Raw genomic sequence first — 19345 nt, 5'->3', positions numbered from 1 at the left:
GATTCTAACTCCATCAGACCTTACTTACAAAGGATTATCATTCAGCACCATTGAGGAGATCAGTAAAGGGAATGATATAGAAGATATTTATGAGCTTTCCCCGATGCAGCAGGGCTTGTATTATCATTGGCTGGTAGATCCTAAAGGATTAGCATATTTTATGCAGACTTCGTACCGCATTAAAGCTTCTGAGCTTAACTTATCTTTGGTAGAAAAGGCATTTGGGATATTATTAAACCGTTACACGATTCTTCGCACTTCCTTTGAAGACCGTTATGGAGAAGTGCCTTTACAGATTGTTCATAAAAAAGCTCGAATTGACTTTAAGCATTTAATCTTAGAATCAGAACTTGAACTAGACAATATCAGACAAGGTGATATAGATCGTGGTTTTAATTTGGGTGAACCTACACAGATGCGTTTGCTGGTTGTACAATTACCTAATGGTTATTACGACTTCATCTGGAGTCATCATCATATCATTATGGACGGCTGGTGCCTTAGTATTCTGATCAGTGATTTTTCTACAATATTAGGCAGTCTTCAAAATGGTATTGCTATTCCATTACCGGATACTGAGAAATACGCTTCATATATTAAATGGCTTGAAAGCGTAGATAAAGAAGAAGCTTTAACCTATTGGAAAAATTATCTCCAGGGAATCGATTCCCCGACATTAATTCCTTTTATTAATACCAATGAATCATCCCACAACCATTACCTTACTGAAACCCTTACCATAGGAAAACATGATTTTGAGGCTATTGAAGACTTCTGTCAGGGTTCCGGTATTACGTTGAATACGTATTTCCAGGGAGTGTGGTCTTACTTGTTAAGCTCTTATAATGCATCCGAAGAAGTAGTCTTTGGGAGTGTGGTTTCAGGAAGACCTGCTGAAATTCCTGGAATTGAGAATATGGTGGGGTTATTTATCAATACAATACCAGTATGTGCCCGAATTGGTGAGGAGGATACTCCACGTAGTCTGTTAAGCCAACTTCATCAGGACTCTATTCAGAGCAGCCGTTATCATTTTAATAGTCTGGCAGAGATCCAGTCTTTATCCTCTTTAGGTAAAGAGCTGATTAATCATATTATTGTTTTTGAGAATTATGTAAAGAATGAGCAAGGGAATGCAGAAGCAAGTTCATATGCAGGCTTATCGTCTGAGTCAGCAGGTTCTTTTGAACAGACGAATTATCCTTTTACCATTGTTGTGGTTCCTGATAATGGCAGTCTGCATATTGAGTTTCGCTATAATTCTTCCGTATTTGCTCCATCTTCAATGACGTCTTTATTGTCTCATTTTAGAGAAGTTTTTCATCAGTTTATAAGTGCAGCAGATACTCCTTTAAAAACAATGGATTATGTAAGCCTTGAAGAAAAGGCAGTTTTAGAATCATTCAATAATACAGAAGTTAATTATCCTGTTGATGAAACTATTGTAAGTTTATTTGAAAAACAGGTACTAACGACTCCGGATCATGCAGCAGTTGTTTATGAAGATATTTCGCTGACCTATGCTGACCTCAATGCCCGATCCAATCAGTTAGCTCATTATTTACGTGAGAAATATTCTATAGAGGGAGATGATTTGATTTGTATTGAGTTACCTCGTAATGAGAATATGCTGGTTGCAATATTAGGGATACTGAAGTCGGGAGGAGCTTACGTGCCAATAGATGTTGATTATCCAAAGGAAAGGATCAATTACATTTTGAGTGACACCCAGGCTAAAGCTAGTATTGATGAATCTTTCCTTTTAGAGTTTGATTCTTTAAAAGAAAAATATTCCACAGAGAATCCTGAGACAGTAATCAGACCAGATCACTTAGCTTATATTATCTATACTTCAGGGACCACAGGAAATCCAAAAGGGGTAATGATTGAACATAAAAATGTAGTTCGTTTATTGTTCAATGACGAAGCATTGTATGATTTTAACAGTAATGACTCATGGACTTTATTCCATTCCTATAATTTTGACTTTTCGGTATGGGAATGTTATGGTGCCTTACTTTACGGAGGCAGTTTGCATATAATCTCAAAGCAGACGGCTCAGGATCCCGGAGCCTTCTTAAACTATCTGATTGAGAACAAGATCACGATATTAAATCAAACTCCTGCTGCTTTTTATAATCTTCTGGAATTTGACAGTGAATTTAATAACGAGAAACTGTCGTTACGCTATGTCATTTTTGGAGGAGAAGCTCTTAATCCTGTTCTATTGCAGGATTGGCATCGTAAATATCCGGAAATCCAAATGATCAATATGTACGGGATCACGGAAACTACTGTCCATGTTACCTATAAAAAGCTTAACACTGCAGACATGACCCGTTCTTTATCTAATATAGGAAAACCTATCCCAACGTTGGGCTGCTATATTCTGAATCCATACGGTCATTTGCTTCCTGTAGGAGTGATTGGAGAGATGTATGTTTCCGGTGATGGTTTGGCCAGAGGTTACCTTAACCTTGAAGATTTAACTGAAGAGAAATTTATTGATAATCCTTTTGTAAAAGGCGGTAAAATGTATCGTTCCGGTGATCTTGGAAGATGGTTACCAGACGGTAATATCGAATATTTGGGAAGAATTGATCATCAGGTTAAGATCCGCGGTCATAGGATAGAGCTAGGAGAAATAGACACTCAGGTACTTTCTTATGGAGATTCTATCAAAAATGCAGTTACTGCCGTTAAAGAACATCAGGGCAATAAGAGTTTGGTAGTGTATTATGTTTCAGACATATCGATTGATAAACAAGACTTGTCTCAATATCTGGAAACAAAGCTTCCGCAGTATATGCTGCCAGGTTTTTATGTGGAACTGGATTTTATTCCTTTAACCAGCAATGGCAAGATTGACAGGAAAAGCTTACCTGAAGTGGAAAGTTCGGATCTAATCAAGAACGAATATGTAGCACCTCAAACGGAAACGGAGCAACTACTGGTTGAATTACTAGCAAAAATTTTGAATTATCAGAAAGAAGAGATCAGTATTCAGGACAACTTCTTTGATATGGGATTAAATTCATTGTCTATTGTAAAGCTCTCCCAGCTATTGCGTAAAGATTTTGGTTTAGAAATAGAAATTGCCAAATTCTTTTCTTACCCAAGTGTATCAGAGTTAGCACACTTCATACAAAGCATGAACTCATACACTGAAGAAACGACAGCAGAAGATCAAAATCTGTCGGATCACGTAGATAACCTTATTGATAACCTGTTCGATTAAATTTTACTATGCAAAGAGAATCCTTAAAAAGAGACATAGCCATAATAGGTGTTGCCTGTATGTTTTCAGGTTGCGATAATCCCCATACATTCTGGGAAAAGCTCGCCAATGGAAATGAGCTGATTGAGTTTTATACAGATCAGGAATTATTGGAAAGCGGAGTAGAACCCAAGCTTATTCAGGATCCCAATTATGTGAAAGTAAAGACATTTATTGATCATTCTGATGCTTTCGATTATACATTTTTTGGCTACACAAAAGATGAAGCCAATAGTATGGATCCACAAACCAGAATTTTACATCAATTGGTTTGGGAAGCATTTGAAGATTCATGTTATGATCCATCAAAAATTCAGGATAAAGTAGGTTTGTATCTTACTGCTCCGGATAATTTCAACTGGATTGCCCATACTACCATTAATAAAAAAGATACGGTGGATCCTTTTTATTTGTCACAAATCAACAATAAAAACTTTTGCAGTTCTTTAATTTCTTATAATCTAAATCTAAAAGGGCCAAGTATTTTTATGGATACGGCATGCTCAAGTTCGCTGGTAGCAATGCATACTGCATGCAGGGCTTTGTTATTAAGAGAGTGTTCCATGGCGGTAGCAGGAGGAATTGCTTTAAACACCAAAGATGAAAAAGGATATATGTATGAAGAGGGAATGATCTCTTCTAAAGATGGACATTGCAGGGCGTTTGATGAAAATTCAAGTGGAACAGTAGGTACAGAAGGCGGTGGTATAGTTGTCTTGAAGAGGCTGGAAGATGCTATCAATGATAATGATCATATCTATGCTATTGTAAGAGCAACTGCCGTTAACAATGATGGAAAAAGAAAAGTAGGGTATACCGCACCGAGCATAGCAGGACAATCTGATTGTATAAAGCAAGCCCATAATTTTGCAAAGGTTTCTATTGATGAGATTTCTTATATCGAGACCCATGGTACCGGAACAAAATTGGGAGATCCTATTGAAATCGAGGCACTGAATAAGTCATTTAACTATGACCAATCTTTGAAATGTGCCATAGGAGCTGTGAAGTCAAACCTTGGTCATACCGGTAATGCGGCAGGAATTACAGGAATTATTAAAACAGCCTTATCCTTAGAGAAAAAGGTCATACCACCATCTTTACATTATATAAAATCTAACTCAGAAATAAGTTTTAGCAAAGGTCCATTTTATGTTAATACTCAGGCAAAACAATGGGAGACAAAAGACAATCGTCCATTAATTGCGGGAGTAAGTAGTTTTGGAATTGGGGGAACCAATGCTCACGCGATTTTAGAAAATTTTGTAGCTGATCATTCAGACGATCACCATAAAGACAAACAGGTAAGTAATGTCATAACCTATTCTGCCAAAAGACCGGAAGCGGTAAGACAATATTTTATAAAACTAAAAAAGTTCATCACCGAAAATCAGGAAATGAATCTTTCAGATCTTTCTTATTCCTTAAATACAGGCAGAGCTCAGTTTGACTATAGAAATACAATTGTTTTCAAAGACAGAGAAGATTTATTAAATGAGTTAGAAGCTAAAAAAGATTTTTACCAAAAAGCAAAATCTTCCCAACATATTGTTTTTGTTTTTCCAGGCCAGGGAGCTCAGTACTTTAAAATGGGGAAACATCTTTATCATCAGGAAGAAGATTTTAAACAGTATATAGATGAAGGGCTTTTAATCCTGAAGAATAAATTCAATGCAGACTATTCTCAGGTCCTGGGATATGGTAATACTCAAACTTCTGATCCGTTAAAGATTAATGAAACTCAATATACCCAGCCTTTATTATTCCTTATTGAATATGCATTAGCAAAATTTCTTATTGAACTTGGAATAAAACCTTCATTAATGATAGGTCATAGTTTGGGAGAATATGTTGCAGCTTGCGTTTCCGGAGTACTTTCTTTTGAAGATGGACTATTGCTGGTTGCAGAAAGAGCTTTATTAATGAGTAAAGTACCAACCGGAAAAATGGTTGCTGTAAATGCCTCTTTTGAACAGATAAAAAATGAGATCCCGGATAGAATTTCGGTAGCAGCGATCAATTCGGATCATACAACAGTTTTGTCTGGAACAGAAGAAGATATTCAGGAATGTATTAATGTATTTAATGAAAGCAATATTACAACCACTCTTTTAAAAACTTCACATGCATTTCATTCCCGAATGATGAATAGTATTGCTGCAGATTTTGAAAATTTATTTTCTGATATTCAGTTGTCGGTACCTGAGATTCCGTATCTATCAAATCTTACAGCCAACTTTATTTCAGGGGACGAAGCTAAATCTCCCCAATACTGGAAAGAACAAATGTTGAATACTGTTCTTTTTGAAAAAGGAATTAAAAATATTCTTAAGGATCCAAAAGACTATATATTCATAGAATTAGGACCTTCTACACTAACCAATGCAATTAAACAAAACGAGTTCTATAATGATAATACCATTATTCGCTTATTGCAAAGATCCGGTCAAAATGAGGAACTGCAATTTTTAAACAAAGCTTTGGGTGATTTGTGGCAATCGGGTATTGAGATAGATTGGAAGAAATATTATCAAAATCAGAAAAGAAAGAAAATTTCATTGCCGACCTACGCATTTGAAAAAAATAAACTGGATTTTCATGTCAATCCTTTTAAAAGATTTACGGTAGATAACAATCGTTCGTCTTTAGACCTTTTTTATCAGAAAAAATGGAAGAGCAACCTATTGTCTAAAGGCGAGAAGGAGGAAAAGGCAACATTTATTATTTTTTCTGAAAATAGTGCTGTATCGCAAAATATCATTAACGAACTAGGAAGCAGGGAGATAGGCTTTATTGAATTAGAAAAAAATGAATTTTTAAAAGCAAATGGGGAGATAGAGCTAGGAAGTATTGTAGATTATCTGGATAAAATTAATATTTCAGACAATACTAATTATCAGATTATTTTCACCTGGAATATACAGGATGATCAATTAAGTTCCATGGTCTCTGTTTTCAGGTTGTTTAATATCATCGGGAAATTCTTAATCTCTAATGATCCTACATTAAATTCAAAGATTACTTTGGTAGGGGATTTCAATAATATGGAGATCAATAAAAACAGTAACATCACATTGCTGTCTTCATTTGGTCAGCTGTATGTCTGTGCGCAGGAAAATAAAAATATCTTCAGTTTTCTTTTAGATATTCCATCAGGGAATGATATTGCTTATGGAAAGATCATTGATGAAATCGAATACAACTTTTCTGATCCTCTTGTAACCTATAAAGGAGATCAGAGATATGTTCCGTTTTATGAAAGATGGAGTGAAGATAGAGGTGATGTTCAGCTCGATTCCAAAGTTATCGTTGTCATTGGAGGTTCAGGTAAGATCGGAAAAGTTTTGACCGGTTACCTGTTAGAAAACAAAGCTAAAGTTGTCGTTGTAGGTAGGAAACTAATTGATCAACTGGATGAAGGATTCAGAAACAGAATAGGAAATGAATTGTCTTACTTTACTTCTGACATTTCAGATCTGACATCTTTAGAATCAACGATAGCTTTCATAGAACAGGAATATGGAAAAATCCATGGTGTGCTGAATTTAACAGGAAACCCTTCAAGTAATTCTTTAAAATTAGTAGAGCATCTGGATATGGAAATGATTCAGGATCAGTTGTCTCCTAAGGTACAGGGAATCATTAATTTGTATAAAGTATTCTCCGGCAAAACCCCTGATTTTGTATGGATCAGTTCCAGTTTATCAGCAATCCTTGGTGGTCAGACTTTTGGAGCGTATTCAGTAGCCAATTCTTATATAGATTATTTTATTGGAAAATCCAAACCTCAGAATTGGGTCAGTGTAAATCTGGATGGAGTTAGTGAGGGTGCAATAAATGAGACTGAACTCGTCGATATTTTTAAGGCTACAGTACTTTCCAATGTTCAAAATCATCAGATCATTGCATCGGCAAAAAATCCCAATCAATACCTCACCTATAATTACAAAACGATTAACAAACCGGAAGATCAAATTTCGGGAGGCATCCTATCTAGTACTGAATATGTGGCCCCTGTTTCTGCAACAGAAATTAAGCTGTGTAGCCTATTTAATAACTTTTTTGAACCTAAAAAGGTTGGAACTACCGATAATTTCTTCGAATTGGGCGGGGATTCATTAAAAGCGATGAGCATTTTGAAGAATATCAATAAAGAATTCAATCTGGAGCTAGCGCCACAGGATCTTTATACTTCACCTACTATTAAAGATCTTGCTCTGCATATAGAAATGATATCCTATGTTTCAAAAACAGAAGTAAGCAGTGAGCCTAATAGAAAGACCATCATTATATAAATCCTATTCTTTATATGTTAAATTTATTAGAAGAATTAAAAGATAAAAATATTCATATATCTGTAAAAGATAATAACCTTGTTATTGATACCACAGAAGATATTGAAGAAAGTCTTATTAAAAGAATTAGAGTTTATAAAGAGGAAATCATATCCTATATTTTAAAACATAATTCTAACAGTATTGCCAAACATACCTCTACCGGAGAAGATCATCCTGTTTCAGATGCTCAGAAAAGGTTGTGGCTGCAAAGTCTTACTGAAGAAGGATCCAAATCATATCATATCAATTTTCCTATTGAATTTCCTTCCTCTTATGATCCGCATGTGGTGAAGCTTGCTGTTTTACAATTGATCAAAAATTTTGAGATCTTCAGAACGGTATTTCATCTCAATGACCAGGATGAAGTAAGGCAAATCATTTTGGAAGAAAATAATGCCGCACTTGATGTTGAGATTATAGATCTTAAAAGAGAATTCGCTGATATTAGATCCATAGCAGACCTTGTTAAAAATCTGAATTCACAGGCTTTCGATCTGGGTAAAGGTCCTTTGCTTAGATGTAAAATTTTTGAACTTAAAGACAAGATCGTCACCTATTTTATCTTTCATCATATTATTATCGATGGAGTATCTCTGAATGTTGTAAAGCAAAACATTTTAAGCTATTACCATGCAATAGTGCATTCAGAAGAAATAAGTGGTCCAAAGCTCCAGTATCTGGACTATACGTACTGGAAACTTGCGGGAATTAATAATGGAAATTACAATGCTGCGCAACGGTATTGGACAGATCTATTATCAAAGAAAATTTCAACGATCGATTTACCTTCTTATGCTAAGAGGCCTTCTGTTAAAACATTCAACAGCTACACGCTAAAAACAGTTATTTCATCAGAACTTACCCAAAAGCTTGATGCTTTTGCTAAACAGAACATGGGAACTTTAAATGTAAGTTTACTGAGCGCTGTTTATGTCTTATTAAATAAATATACTTCAGAAAATGATATTACATTAGGAACTTTTACCTCCGGAAGAAATCATCCAAGCCTTAATGAAATGCCCGGACTTTTTGTAAATACCATTGTATTAAATAATATACTGGACCAGAAAGACACCTTAACAGATACATTCAGAAAGGTAAAGGATTCTTTTACAAAAGCATTTACGCATCAGGATTACCCTTTTGATCTTTTAATTGAAGACTTACACTTATCCCAAGATACTTCGAGGAATCCTTTATTTGATATTACGGTGGTTTTCCAGGACTATCTGGATAACGAATCAGGTGAAGTGTACAGCGATGAAATAGAAGAAATTGGATTCACAAAAAGGGCTTTTGATATCAATTTTGAATTTATAAATAAAGGTTCATTTTTAGAAATGATTGTAGCGTTTAATGCAGACATTTATGATAAAGGAACTATTATTTCATTTATAAATCACTTCAGGCAGGTTCTTCAGAAGTTTGTCAGTGCAGCGGATGTTCCTTTACGATCTCTGGATTATATAAGTGCTGAGGAAAAAATAGCTTTAGATTCATTCAACCATACAAAAGTTGATTATCCCTCAGATGAAACTATTGTAAGTTTATTTGAAAAACAGGTGTTAATAGCTCCCGATCACACGGCAGTTATCTATGGAGGAGTTTCTCTTAGTTATTCTGAATTAAATGCAAGAGCAAATCAACTGGCATATTATTTACGGGAAAAGTTTTCTATCAAAGGAGACGATCTGATTTGTATCCAATTATCCCGCAGTGAAAAAATGCTGGTATCTATTTTAGGAATATTGAAATCAGGTGCAGCTTATGTACCGATCTCTCAGGATTATCCACAAGACAGGACCGATTATATTTTATCCGATACCCGGGCTAAAGTTAATATTAATGAATCTTTTCTTTTGGAGTTCGAATCTTGTAAAGACCTATATTCAAAAGAGAATCAAGAGTCCGTAATACGACAGGATCATTTAGCTTATATCATCTACACTTCAGGGACAACGGGAAATCCAAAGGGAGTGATGATACAGCATGGTTCTCTTGTCAATCGGTTGATGTGGATGCAATCGCGTTATCCTTTAGCTGATAAAGATGTACTCATTCAGAAAACACCTTATACATTTGATGTTTCTGTGTGGGAGCTTCTTTGGTGGTGTATATATGGTGCCACGTTATCTGTTCCTGAACAAGGAGCCGAAAAAGATCCGTCTCTTATCATAGAGACAATAGAAAGGGACCACGTAAGTATTATCCATTTCGTTCCGTCTATGTTTACCGCTTTCCTGAATCACATAGATACCTATCCTGAAGAAAAACAAAAACTGACAAGCCTGAAGACCGTTTTTACCAGTGGTGAGGCGTTATCTGTTTATCAGAAAGAGTTTTTTTACAGACTGTTCCCTGAAAATATTTCATTGGTTAACTTATACGGACCTACAGAAGCATGCATAGATGTTACTTACTATGATTGTAAGAAAGACATAAAAAATACAATAATACCCATCGGTAAACCTATTGATAATACCCAGATGTATGTTTTAGATGATGCGAATGGTATAGTACCAATAGGGGTGACCGGAGAATTATACATTTCGGGAGATGGTTTGGCTAGAGGTTACCTGAACCGTGTAGACTTAACAGCAGAAAAATTTGTAGAAAATCCTTTCATACCAGGTGCTAAAATGTACCGCACAGGAGATTTGGGAAGATGGTTAGCTGATGGCACAATAGAATATTTAGGAAGGATTGACCATCAAGTGAAGATCCGTGGTCATAGGATAGAGCTTGGCGAGATCGACAACCAGGTACTTTCCTTCAGTGAATCGATTAAATCTGTTGTCACAGAAGTAAAAGAACATGAAGAAGATAAGAGTTTGGTGGTGTATTATATAAGTGATACCCCGATTGACAAGCAGGATTTGACCAGACACCTTGAGAGCAAGCTTCCAAAATACATGCTTCCTGGTTTTTATGTAGAGCTAGACCAGATTCCTTTAACAAGCAATGGAAAGGTTGACAGAAAGAGTTTACCAGAAGTAAGTTCAGAAGATCTTATTACCACAGAATATGTTGCAGCTACCAGTAAAGAAGAAAAGGTATTAGTCTCTGTCTGTGAGCAGGTCTTGAAACACAGTCCGATCAGTATCCGTGATAACTATTATAATTTAGGAGGAGACTCCATAAAATCCATTCAGATAGTTTCCAGACTTCGTCAGCAGGGTTACAGTTTAAAAGTAGAACATATCTTACAATATCCTGTATTAGAAGAGCTGGCTCGGTATATGACAACAGATGTTGCTAAAATCGACCAGTCTGAAGTTACAGGAGAAAGTATTCTAACTCCTATCCAGAGATATTTCTTTGAGAGTGAAGGGATCACTAATAAAAACCATTACAACCAGTCTGTTATCTTAAAAAGCAGGGAAAGACTTTCCGAAAAGATACTTGAATCCTCTCTAAAGACTTTGGTGTCACATCATGATGCTCTGAGAATGGTATATAGCAAGAAAGAGGGAAAATGGAATCAGTATAATTCAGGAATTGATGGTGTACATTACCGTTTAGCATATTTTGATATCCGGGAGAGTGGTAGTGAATCAGAAGAGCTATCCCAATTACAACAAATAGGAGAGGACCTTCAGAGTACAATCAACATAGAGTCCGGAGTTTTATTCCATGTGGGTCATGTTTCCATGAGTGATGGGGACCGTATCATTTTAGTTGTTCATCATTTGGTAATGGATGGTGTTTCGTGGAGAATTTTGCTCGAAGATTTAGGAAAACTATACGAATCGGGAGTTCAGGGCTTATCTTCTGACCTGCCATCGAAAACGGATTCTTTCCAGAGTTGGGGTAAAGCTTTGGATGAATACAGCAGAAGTTTGGAACTGTCCAAAGAACGTTTGTATTGGGAAGGAGTAGAATCTGAAAACTATGCTCCTCTAGCTACAGATTATCCTGTAGAAGGCAAACAGGTTTTAGATAAAAGCTTAGGCTTTAGTTTAAGTACTGATGCTACGAAATTACTACAGACTCGCGCGGGGAGAAAATACAGTGCAGAGATCAATGATGTTTTGCTGACTGGTTTGGCATTAGCATTACAGAATCAGTTTGGAGTTAGCAAGACCAAGGTATTAATGGAGGGACATGGTAGGGAAGTGATGAGCACAGGACTTGACATCAGCCGGACGATAGGTTGGTTTACCAGTGTATATCCTTTTAACCTTGATATCAGCGATAACAGTCAGCCTGCTTTGGTAAGTGTAAAAGAAGGTTTACGAAGTATTCCAAACAAAGGAATCGGTTATGGTATTTTACGTGATCTAAAAAAAGAGATCGATTCACAATCAATACCTTCTGTTTTATTCAATTACCTTGGGGACTTCAATGAAGAAGGAGATAAAAAGGACGATGCAACACAGAAATTTTCTTTATTCCGTTACAGCTCTGAAAATATAGGCTCTTCCGTCGATCCTTCCAATTTATCAACAGATATTTTATTCGACGTATCAGGGATGACGGTGAACGGAGAAATGAATATCAGCATCCGTTACTCAACTAAGGTATTTAAAGAAGGTACCATAGAGAATCTTTCATCTGCTTATAAGACAAATCTGGAAGCTATCGTGAGAGAGAGTGAAGATTCATCTGTAATTCTGACGCCATCAGACCTTACTTACAAAGAATTATCCTTCAATACCATTACAGAGATCAGTGTTGGTCATGAAATAGAAGATATTTATGAACTTTCCCCAATGCAGCAGGGATTATATTTTCACTGGCTGATGAACACTAAAGGTTCAGCATACTTTGTCCAGACCTCATATAGAGTCAAGTCTGTCAATCTGGATCTATCCTTGGTAGAACAGGCTTTTGGAATGTTACTAAACCGTTACACGATTCTTCGCACTTCCTTTGAAAACCGTTATGGAGAAGTACCGCTTCAGATTGTTCATAAAAAAGCCCGTGTAGATTTCAGGCATTTGATCCTGGAATCAGAAATTGGATTGGATAACATCAAACAGGAAGACATAAATCAAGGCTTTATTTTGAATAAACCAACCCAGATGCGTTTGGTTGTGGTAGAATTACCGGATGATTACTACGAATTTATCTGGAGCCATCATCACATCGTGATGGACGGATGGTGCCTGAGTATTCTGATCAATGACTTTGCTGCCATTTTACAAAGCCTTCAACAGGAAACTATTTTGTCATTACCAGAGGTAGAGAAATATTCTTCATACATCCAGTGGTTGAAAAATATTGATAAGGATGAAGTCCTGGCTTATTGGGAAGATTATCTTCAGGGAAAAGATTCTCCGACCCTGATTCCTTTTGCAAAAGAATTTCACGAAGATACCATCCAGTATGATCTGTCGTCCCATATTTCATTTGTAGACAAAGATGTATATAAAGAGATTGTGCAGTTTTGCAAAAACTCAGGAATTACATTAAATACCTATATACAGGCAGTATGGTCTTATCTTTTAAGTGCTTATAATGATTTTGAAGAGGTGACTTTCGGAGCAGTAGTATCAGGAAGGCCGCCAGAAGTACTTGGCATTGAAAGTATGGTGGGGTTGTTTATTAATACCGTTCCGGTGCGTGTGGCGATCAATAAAGACGAAACCCCGCAGATCCTTTTGGATAAAATGCACCGTGAGTCTATAGGAAGTACAAAATATCATTATCTGAATTTAGCGGAAATACAGAACAAAAGTACTTTGAAGAGAAATCTCATTAATCATATTCTGATCTTTGAAAATTTCTTAATGGCTGAGCGTTCAGTTGATCCTGAAAATGATAAAGATCCTGACTCTATAAAAATTGAAAAATCTAAGTTTCAGTTGCAGACAACTTATCCTTTTAATTTCGAGGTTTTTCCTACAGATGAAGATTTAAGGATCCTGGTTGATTATAATAAAAATGTTTTTGATGACTATTCAGTGGTCAATATTGTAAGGGTATTTAAAGAAATCCTTGCATTTTTCAAAGAAAATATAAATGTCCCTTTTGCTGAAATTAACGATGAACTGGAGAAACAGAGCATATATTTTAAAGCAATCAGACAAAAGGACATTAAAGAAATTGTCAACACTACAGATTCCGATGTGATCAAGCAAAAGAACTCAAACAAGCTTAGTGCATTTATAAAAAATAAAAAACAATAATATTATGAACAGATTAAACAAATTAAAAAATCAAAACAGTGCTCCGGTATCTTCGGAGGAGCCTGCTTTGAAGGAATTTTTTAATGAGAATAAATTTCCTTTGCTAGTTCAGCCTTCAAACCCCAATACAGGTTTAAAAAACTGGCTGATTGAGAATAATGAATATTTTAATACCTGTTTATCAGAGAACGGAGCCATATTATGCAGAAATTTTGAAATTGATACTGTGGAAAAATTTCAGGATTTAGTTTCTGTTTTTGATCAGCCTCTTCTGGAATACAAATTCCGCTCTTCCCCAAGGTATTCTATTATGGAAAATGTTTATGTATCAACAACTTATCCTAATAGCTATAGCATCAATATGCACAGTGAAAATTCTTATGCTCCGGTACCACCTAATAGAATTATATTTTGCTGCATTACTCCGGCAACCTTAAAAGGAGAAACACCTATTGCGGATAACAGAAAGGTATTGGAATATATCAGTGATGATCTTAGGAATAAATTCCTTGAAAAAGGAATTCTGTACCGAAGAAGAATGAATGGGATGTTAGGATTATCCTGGAAAGAGGTTTTCCAGACTGAAAATAAAAATGAGGTGGAACAAGAGTGTGAAAAGAATGGAGTCACCTATGAGTGGCTGGATGATAATGATCTCGTAATCAACTGGAAGAAAAAAGCCATTATAGAGCATCCTGTGACCAAAGAATTAATATGGTTTAATCACGGAGTATTTTTTAATAAATACAGCTACGATGAGGTTCTTCTTTCAGCCATAGAATCAGATGATGAGCTTCCTAATAATACCTACTTTGGTGACGGACAGGAAATCACTAAAGAAGAATATTCAGAGCTTTATGAAGCTTACCAAAAAGCAACGATAGATTTTCCGTGGGAAAAAGGAGATGTATTATTCCTTGACAACTATTTGTCTTCTCATGGAAGAAATGCGTATGAAGGCGAGCGTAAAATAATTGTTTCTATTTGCTAATTCCCAAAAAAATACTAAATAAATGGAGAAAATCGAAGGATATAAATTATCTGAGAATCAGATTAATTATGTGTCAAATCAGGCTTATAATGCGGACTGTCTTTATAATCAGGTTATTATTAAAATAAATGATGAATGCTCTGACGAAAAAATTACCGCTCATATTAATGAAGCCATAAAAGGACATGAAGTATTGTTTTATACATTGTTTTCCAATAATGATGTAAAGAATGCGATCCAATATAAAGATACCAAAGAGCATGAAATTAAACATTGGTATTTTGATACGGAAATTGATCAGGACCACTTTATAAAAGTGGTTGATAAAGATTTTGATTCTTCTTATCATTATCATGAAAATAAGGCACTTAAAATCGGAGTCGGTACTTCCGGAGAAGCAAGGTATATAGCGATTAGAATATATTCATTATTTGGAGACCTTTATAGTTGTATCTATTTGGCTAATGAAATTATACAAAGGATAAAAGGAAGTTATGAACATCATGAAAAAATAGAATTCTATAATTATTGCTCCTGGCAAAACGAGCTTTTAGCAGAACCCGAAGAAGAAGCAAAACTATTCTGGGAAACCTATAATGCAGATCCTGAAAACAAAATTATTCCTTTTGGGAAAAAGTTCGAAACTTTCAAACCTGTAAGGGAGAATATCATTTCCGTTGATAAGGAAAATTATGAGAAATTAATCAAAGATTTAGCGGAAAACGATCTTACTACTGAATCATATCTGTTGTTGTGTTTAAGTAATTATTTTTCACAATTTTCAACAGATGATAAAGATCTGACCATCGGTTATGTAACTCAGGACAGGCCATACGAAGAACTTGCACATACCATAGGGTACGTTAACTCTAAGGTAGCATTAAATCTTAAGGCACATTCGGGAAATCTTGTTTTATCAGAAGCTATTGCAAAAATCAAAAAAGAAGTGGAAGCTGTAAAAAGCTGGGCTGATTACTTTACCTTAAACCGAAAAAAGCAAAATACAGTTTATTTCAAATATTGCTTTGAATACGTTAATACAGGAAAAATCCTTAGCGAATCACATGCTGGTATCATTAATGCCTATTCCGTACAGGATATTTTTGATTACAAGTTGACAGTAATTGATTCCGGTGAAGCTTTATCTGTAGATATTTATTACAATAGTGATGTTTTCTCACCTGTAGAAAAAGAAATTCTAGGAGAGCAGTTCAAAGGAATATATGATACATTATTGTACCAGCAAAAACAGGAATTGACCCCAGCAGACAAGAAAATTATAGCACTTACCAATTCTACGGCAGCTAATTTTGAAGACAAAAACAGTATTGTCCATCTGTTTGAATCACAGGTTACAGCAACCCCAAACGCTGAGGCAATTGAGTATAATGGAAGATCATTAAGCTATCAGGAACTTAATGAAAAGTCAAATCAGCTGGCACACTATCTTAAGGCTCACTATAATATCCAGCCTGATGATTTAGTTTGTATTCAAATTCCCCGCAGTGAACAAATGATTATTTCTATCATGGGGATCTTAAAATCCGGAGCCGCTTACGTTCCTGTAGATTACGATTATCCTGCTGAAAGAATACAGTACATTATTGAAGATAGTAATGCGAAAGTAGTTATAGACGATGCTTTTTTATCAGAGTTTGATAAACAGAAGGAAGGCTATTCAAAAGATAATCCTTCTGTGACAATTGGTTCTGGCGATTCTGCTTATGTTATCTATACCTCAGGAACTACAGGTAACCCAAAAGGAGTCGTTATCACGCATGCTAATATCCTTAATTATATACTATGGAGTAACGATTTTTATTTTACTGCAGGAGACAGAGGTAATTGGGGGTTATTTACATCAATTTCGTTCGATTTATCGGGGACCGCTGTTTTTTGCTCCCTTACAAGAGGAGGAAAGCTTTTCCTTGGCAATTCGCAGGAAGATAATGTAGCGTCTTTACTTTCAATGCTTGGAAATGAAGAGGTGGATGTTCTTAAGCTTACTCCATCTCATATTTCTTTAATAAAAAATACTGAAGTTACCTCTTCCGGTCTGTCTAAAATTATTTTAGGTGGGGAGAAACTTCATGCAGACCATATTCAGACTATTCGTTCAATCCGTGAAAACATTGACATTTATGATGAATACGGTCCTACAGAAACAACCATAGGATGCATAGCCCGTAAGATAGAGCAGGCGGGTGAAAATATTGGACAGCCGATATCCAACACTCAGGTTTACATTCGTAATGAGAAAAATGATGTTGTTCCGGTTGGAGTTCCTGGTGAAATATGCATAGCCGGAGCAGGAGTAGCTAAGGGATACCTGAATAATTTAGAACTCACCAATGAGAAGTTTATCGAGAATCCTTTCTCTTCCGGAACAAAAATGTACCGTACCGGAGATCTTGGACGTTGGCTTCCTGATGGAAATATAGAATATCTGGGAAGGACTGATGATCAGGTGAAAATAAGAGGGTACCGTGTAGAATTGGGTGAAATAGACAGTCACGTACTTTCTTATAGCTCTACGATTAAAACAGTAGTAACTGAAGTGAAGCATCATGAGGGAGAAGCCCATCTTGTGGTATACTTTGTATCTGATGAACAGATTGATAAAAAAGAACTGACAGGTTATCTTGAGAAGAAGATGCCGAATTATATGCTTCCGGATTTTTATGTTCAGTTGGAGAATATTCCATTAACGAATAATGGAAAGATAGATCGTAAAAAACTTAGGGATGTATCTCCGTCAGATTTGATAAAACAGGAATATATAGCTCCGAGAAATGAAACTGAAAAGCAGTTAAAAGAGATCTGGGAGGAAATACTGGGAGTAGAAAATATTGGAGTTACAGATAATTTCTTTGGATTGGGAGGACATAGCCTGATTCTTATAAGAATTATCAACAAGATTAAAACTACATTTAATAAAACCATCTCAATAAAAGATTTCATGGAAAACCCAAGCATCGATCTGGTAGCCCAAAAAATCTCAGGAGATGTAAATGTTGAAAACTTTGAACCCATTCCCAATGTTGCAGAAGCGAAATATTACCCAATCACTGCTGCTCAGTACAGATTTTGGGTGATCCAGCAAAATTATGAAGCTTCTGCCACTTATAATGTGAGTGAAGCCTATAAATTAAAAGGAGATCTGGAAGCATCTAAACTTGAAGAATCATTCAGATTACTGGTTAATAGATATGAAATTTTAAGAACAATTTTCCTTAATATCAACGGAACTGTTTTTCAACAGGTTTTACCTTTTGATAATATTGATTTTAAGATTGAGAATATTGATTTATCATCCTCTCAGAATAAGGATCAGGAGTTAGCTGAGCTTTTGAATACCAAAAAGATCAATTTTAGATTAGATGAATTTCCTTTATTCAAAGTATATCTTATTAAAGTTGATAATGATGAATACATTCTTTGGTTCAATACCCACCATATCATTTGCGATGGATGGTCAAGCAATCTTTTTGCTTCAGAAATTATAAAAACGTACAATTCTTTAGTACGAAATGAATCTCCCAACCTACCGGATCTTAAAATACAGTATAAAGACTACGCAGATTGGGTAAATAAGAAAAATGTTGAAGAGAGCAGGGATTTCTGGATCAAAACGCTTTCCTATGATATAAAAAGAGTTGAGCTGCCTTTTTCAGGAAAAAGAAAGAAGTATCAGACTTTCAATGGTGATAAATTTGCATTTGTAATTGATGGAGAAAATGTAAAAAAAGTTAAACATTTTTTACAGGGAAATAACATCTCCTTATTTACTTATTTAGTAGCCTGTACCAAAGTATTACTGAATAAATATACCCATCAAAATGATGTTATCATTGGAACGACATTCTCCGGCAGGGACCATCCGGATTTAGAAAATCAGCTTGGACTTTTCCTAAATACTCTTCCTTTAAGATCAAATGTTGATAATAATGACTCATTCAATACGCTCTTGATGAAGGAGAAAAAAAATATTATAGATGCATTTTCTAATGGAAATTATCCTTTTGATCAAATCCTTAATGATATAAACTATCAAAAAGATATTAGCAAATCTGCTCTTTATGATGTGTCTGTAGTATTGAACAATCATAATAACATGGCTTTATTTGAAGGGCCAAAAGAAATGGATGATCTGGTGATCGAAAGCTATCCATATGCCTATGATATTTCTAAGAATGATATTGAATTTAACTTTTCTGAAGGTGATCATGAATTATTAGGAATTGCCACCTATAATACTGATTTATATGACAGAGAGTCTGTTGTGAAGTTTGTTGATCATTTAAAGAACATGATAGAAAGTCTCGTTGATTCCCCGGATCAGCCCCTTTCAGAATTGAAGTATTTAAGCTCTGCTGATCAGGAAATATTATTAAAAGAATTTAATGATACCTCTGTTTCATACCCTGACAATCAAAATATTGTTAGTTTATTTGAAGAAGAAGTGGCCAAAAATCCAGATTCAAGAGCTGTTGTTTTTGATGATCTTAGCTTAAGCTATATCGAATTGAATGAAAAAGCATCCAGCCTTGCTCTTCAGCTTCAAAGTGCTTATGGAATCAAGAAAGGCGATTATGTAGGAGTAATGCTT

Annotated in this window: 5 protein-coding genes; all 5 read left to right on the top strand. The window is 35.5% G+C overall.

Annotated elements, in window-relative coordinates; all coding sequences use genetic code 11:
• Positions 1 to 3238 (top strand): non-ribosomal peptide synthetase (locus AC0INN_RS21670; protein ID WP_306615083.1); only part of this gene is annotated, 3238 nt, incomplete at its 5' end.
• Positions 3239 to 3246: 8 nt separating this feature from the next.
• Positions 3247 to 7572 carry a type I polyketide synthase gene (locus tag AC0INN_RS21665; protein WP_273648453.1) on the top strand — a complete coding sequence of 1442 codons (4326 nt, stop codon included), beginning with the start codon at positions 3247 to 3249 and terminating at the stop codon, positions 7570 to 7572.
• A 14-nt stretch (positions 7573 to 7586) separates the two neighbouring features.
• Entirely contained in the window at positions 7587 to 13745 is a 6159-nt protein-coding gene (locus AC0INN_RS21660) for a non-ribosomal peptide synthetase (RefSeq protein ID WP_306615081.1), read from the top strand.
• Positions 13746 to 13749: 4 nt separating this feature from the next.
• Positions 13750 to 14736: a TauD/TfdA family dioxygenase gene (locus AC0INN_RS21655; protein WP_306615079.1), complete on the top strand. Its 987-nt coding sequence runs from the start codon at positions 13750 to 13752 to the stop codon at positions 14734 to 14736.
• A 22-nt stretch (positions 14737 to 14758) separates the two neighbouring features.
• Positions 14759 to 19345: non-ribosomal peptide synthetase (locus tag AC0INN_RS21650; protein WP_306615077.1), on the top strand; the 4587-nt coding region annotated here is incomplete at its 3' end.

It is taken from the genome of Chryseobacterium subflavum, from assembly GCF_055762745.1.
The sequence above is the reverse complement of the archived record's forward strand: the minus strand, read 5'-3'. Positions and strand labels throughout refer to the sequence as shown.

Excerpts from the sequence above, each read along its gene's own strand:
- AC0INN_RS21655 (WP_306615079.1), top strand. The coding sequence starts at position 13,750 with ATGAACAGATTAAACAAATTAAAAAATCAAAACAGTGCTCCGGTATCT.
- AC0INN_RS21660 (WP_306615081.1), top strand. The coding sequence starts at position 7,587 with ATGTTAAATTTATTAGAAGAATTAAAAGATAAAAATATTCATATATCT.
- AC0INN_RS21665 (WP_273648453.1), top strand. The coding sequence starts at position 3,247 with ATGCAAAGAGAATCCTTAAAAAGAGACATAGCCATAATAGGTGTTGCC.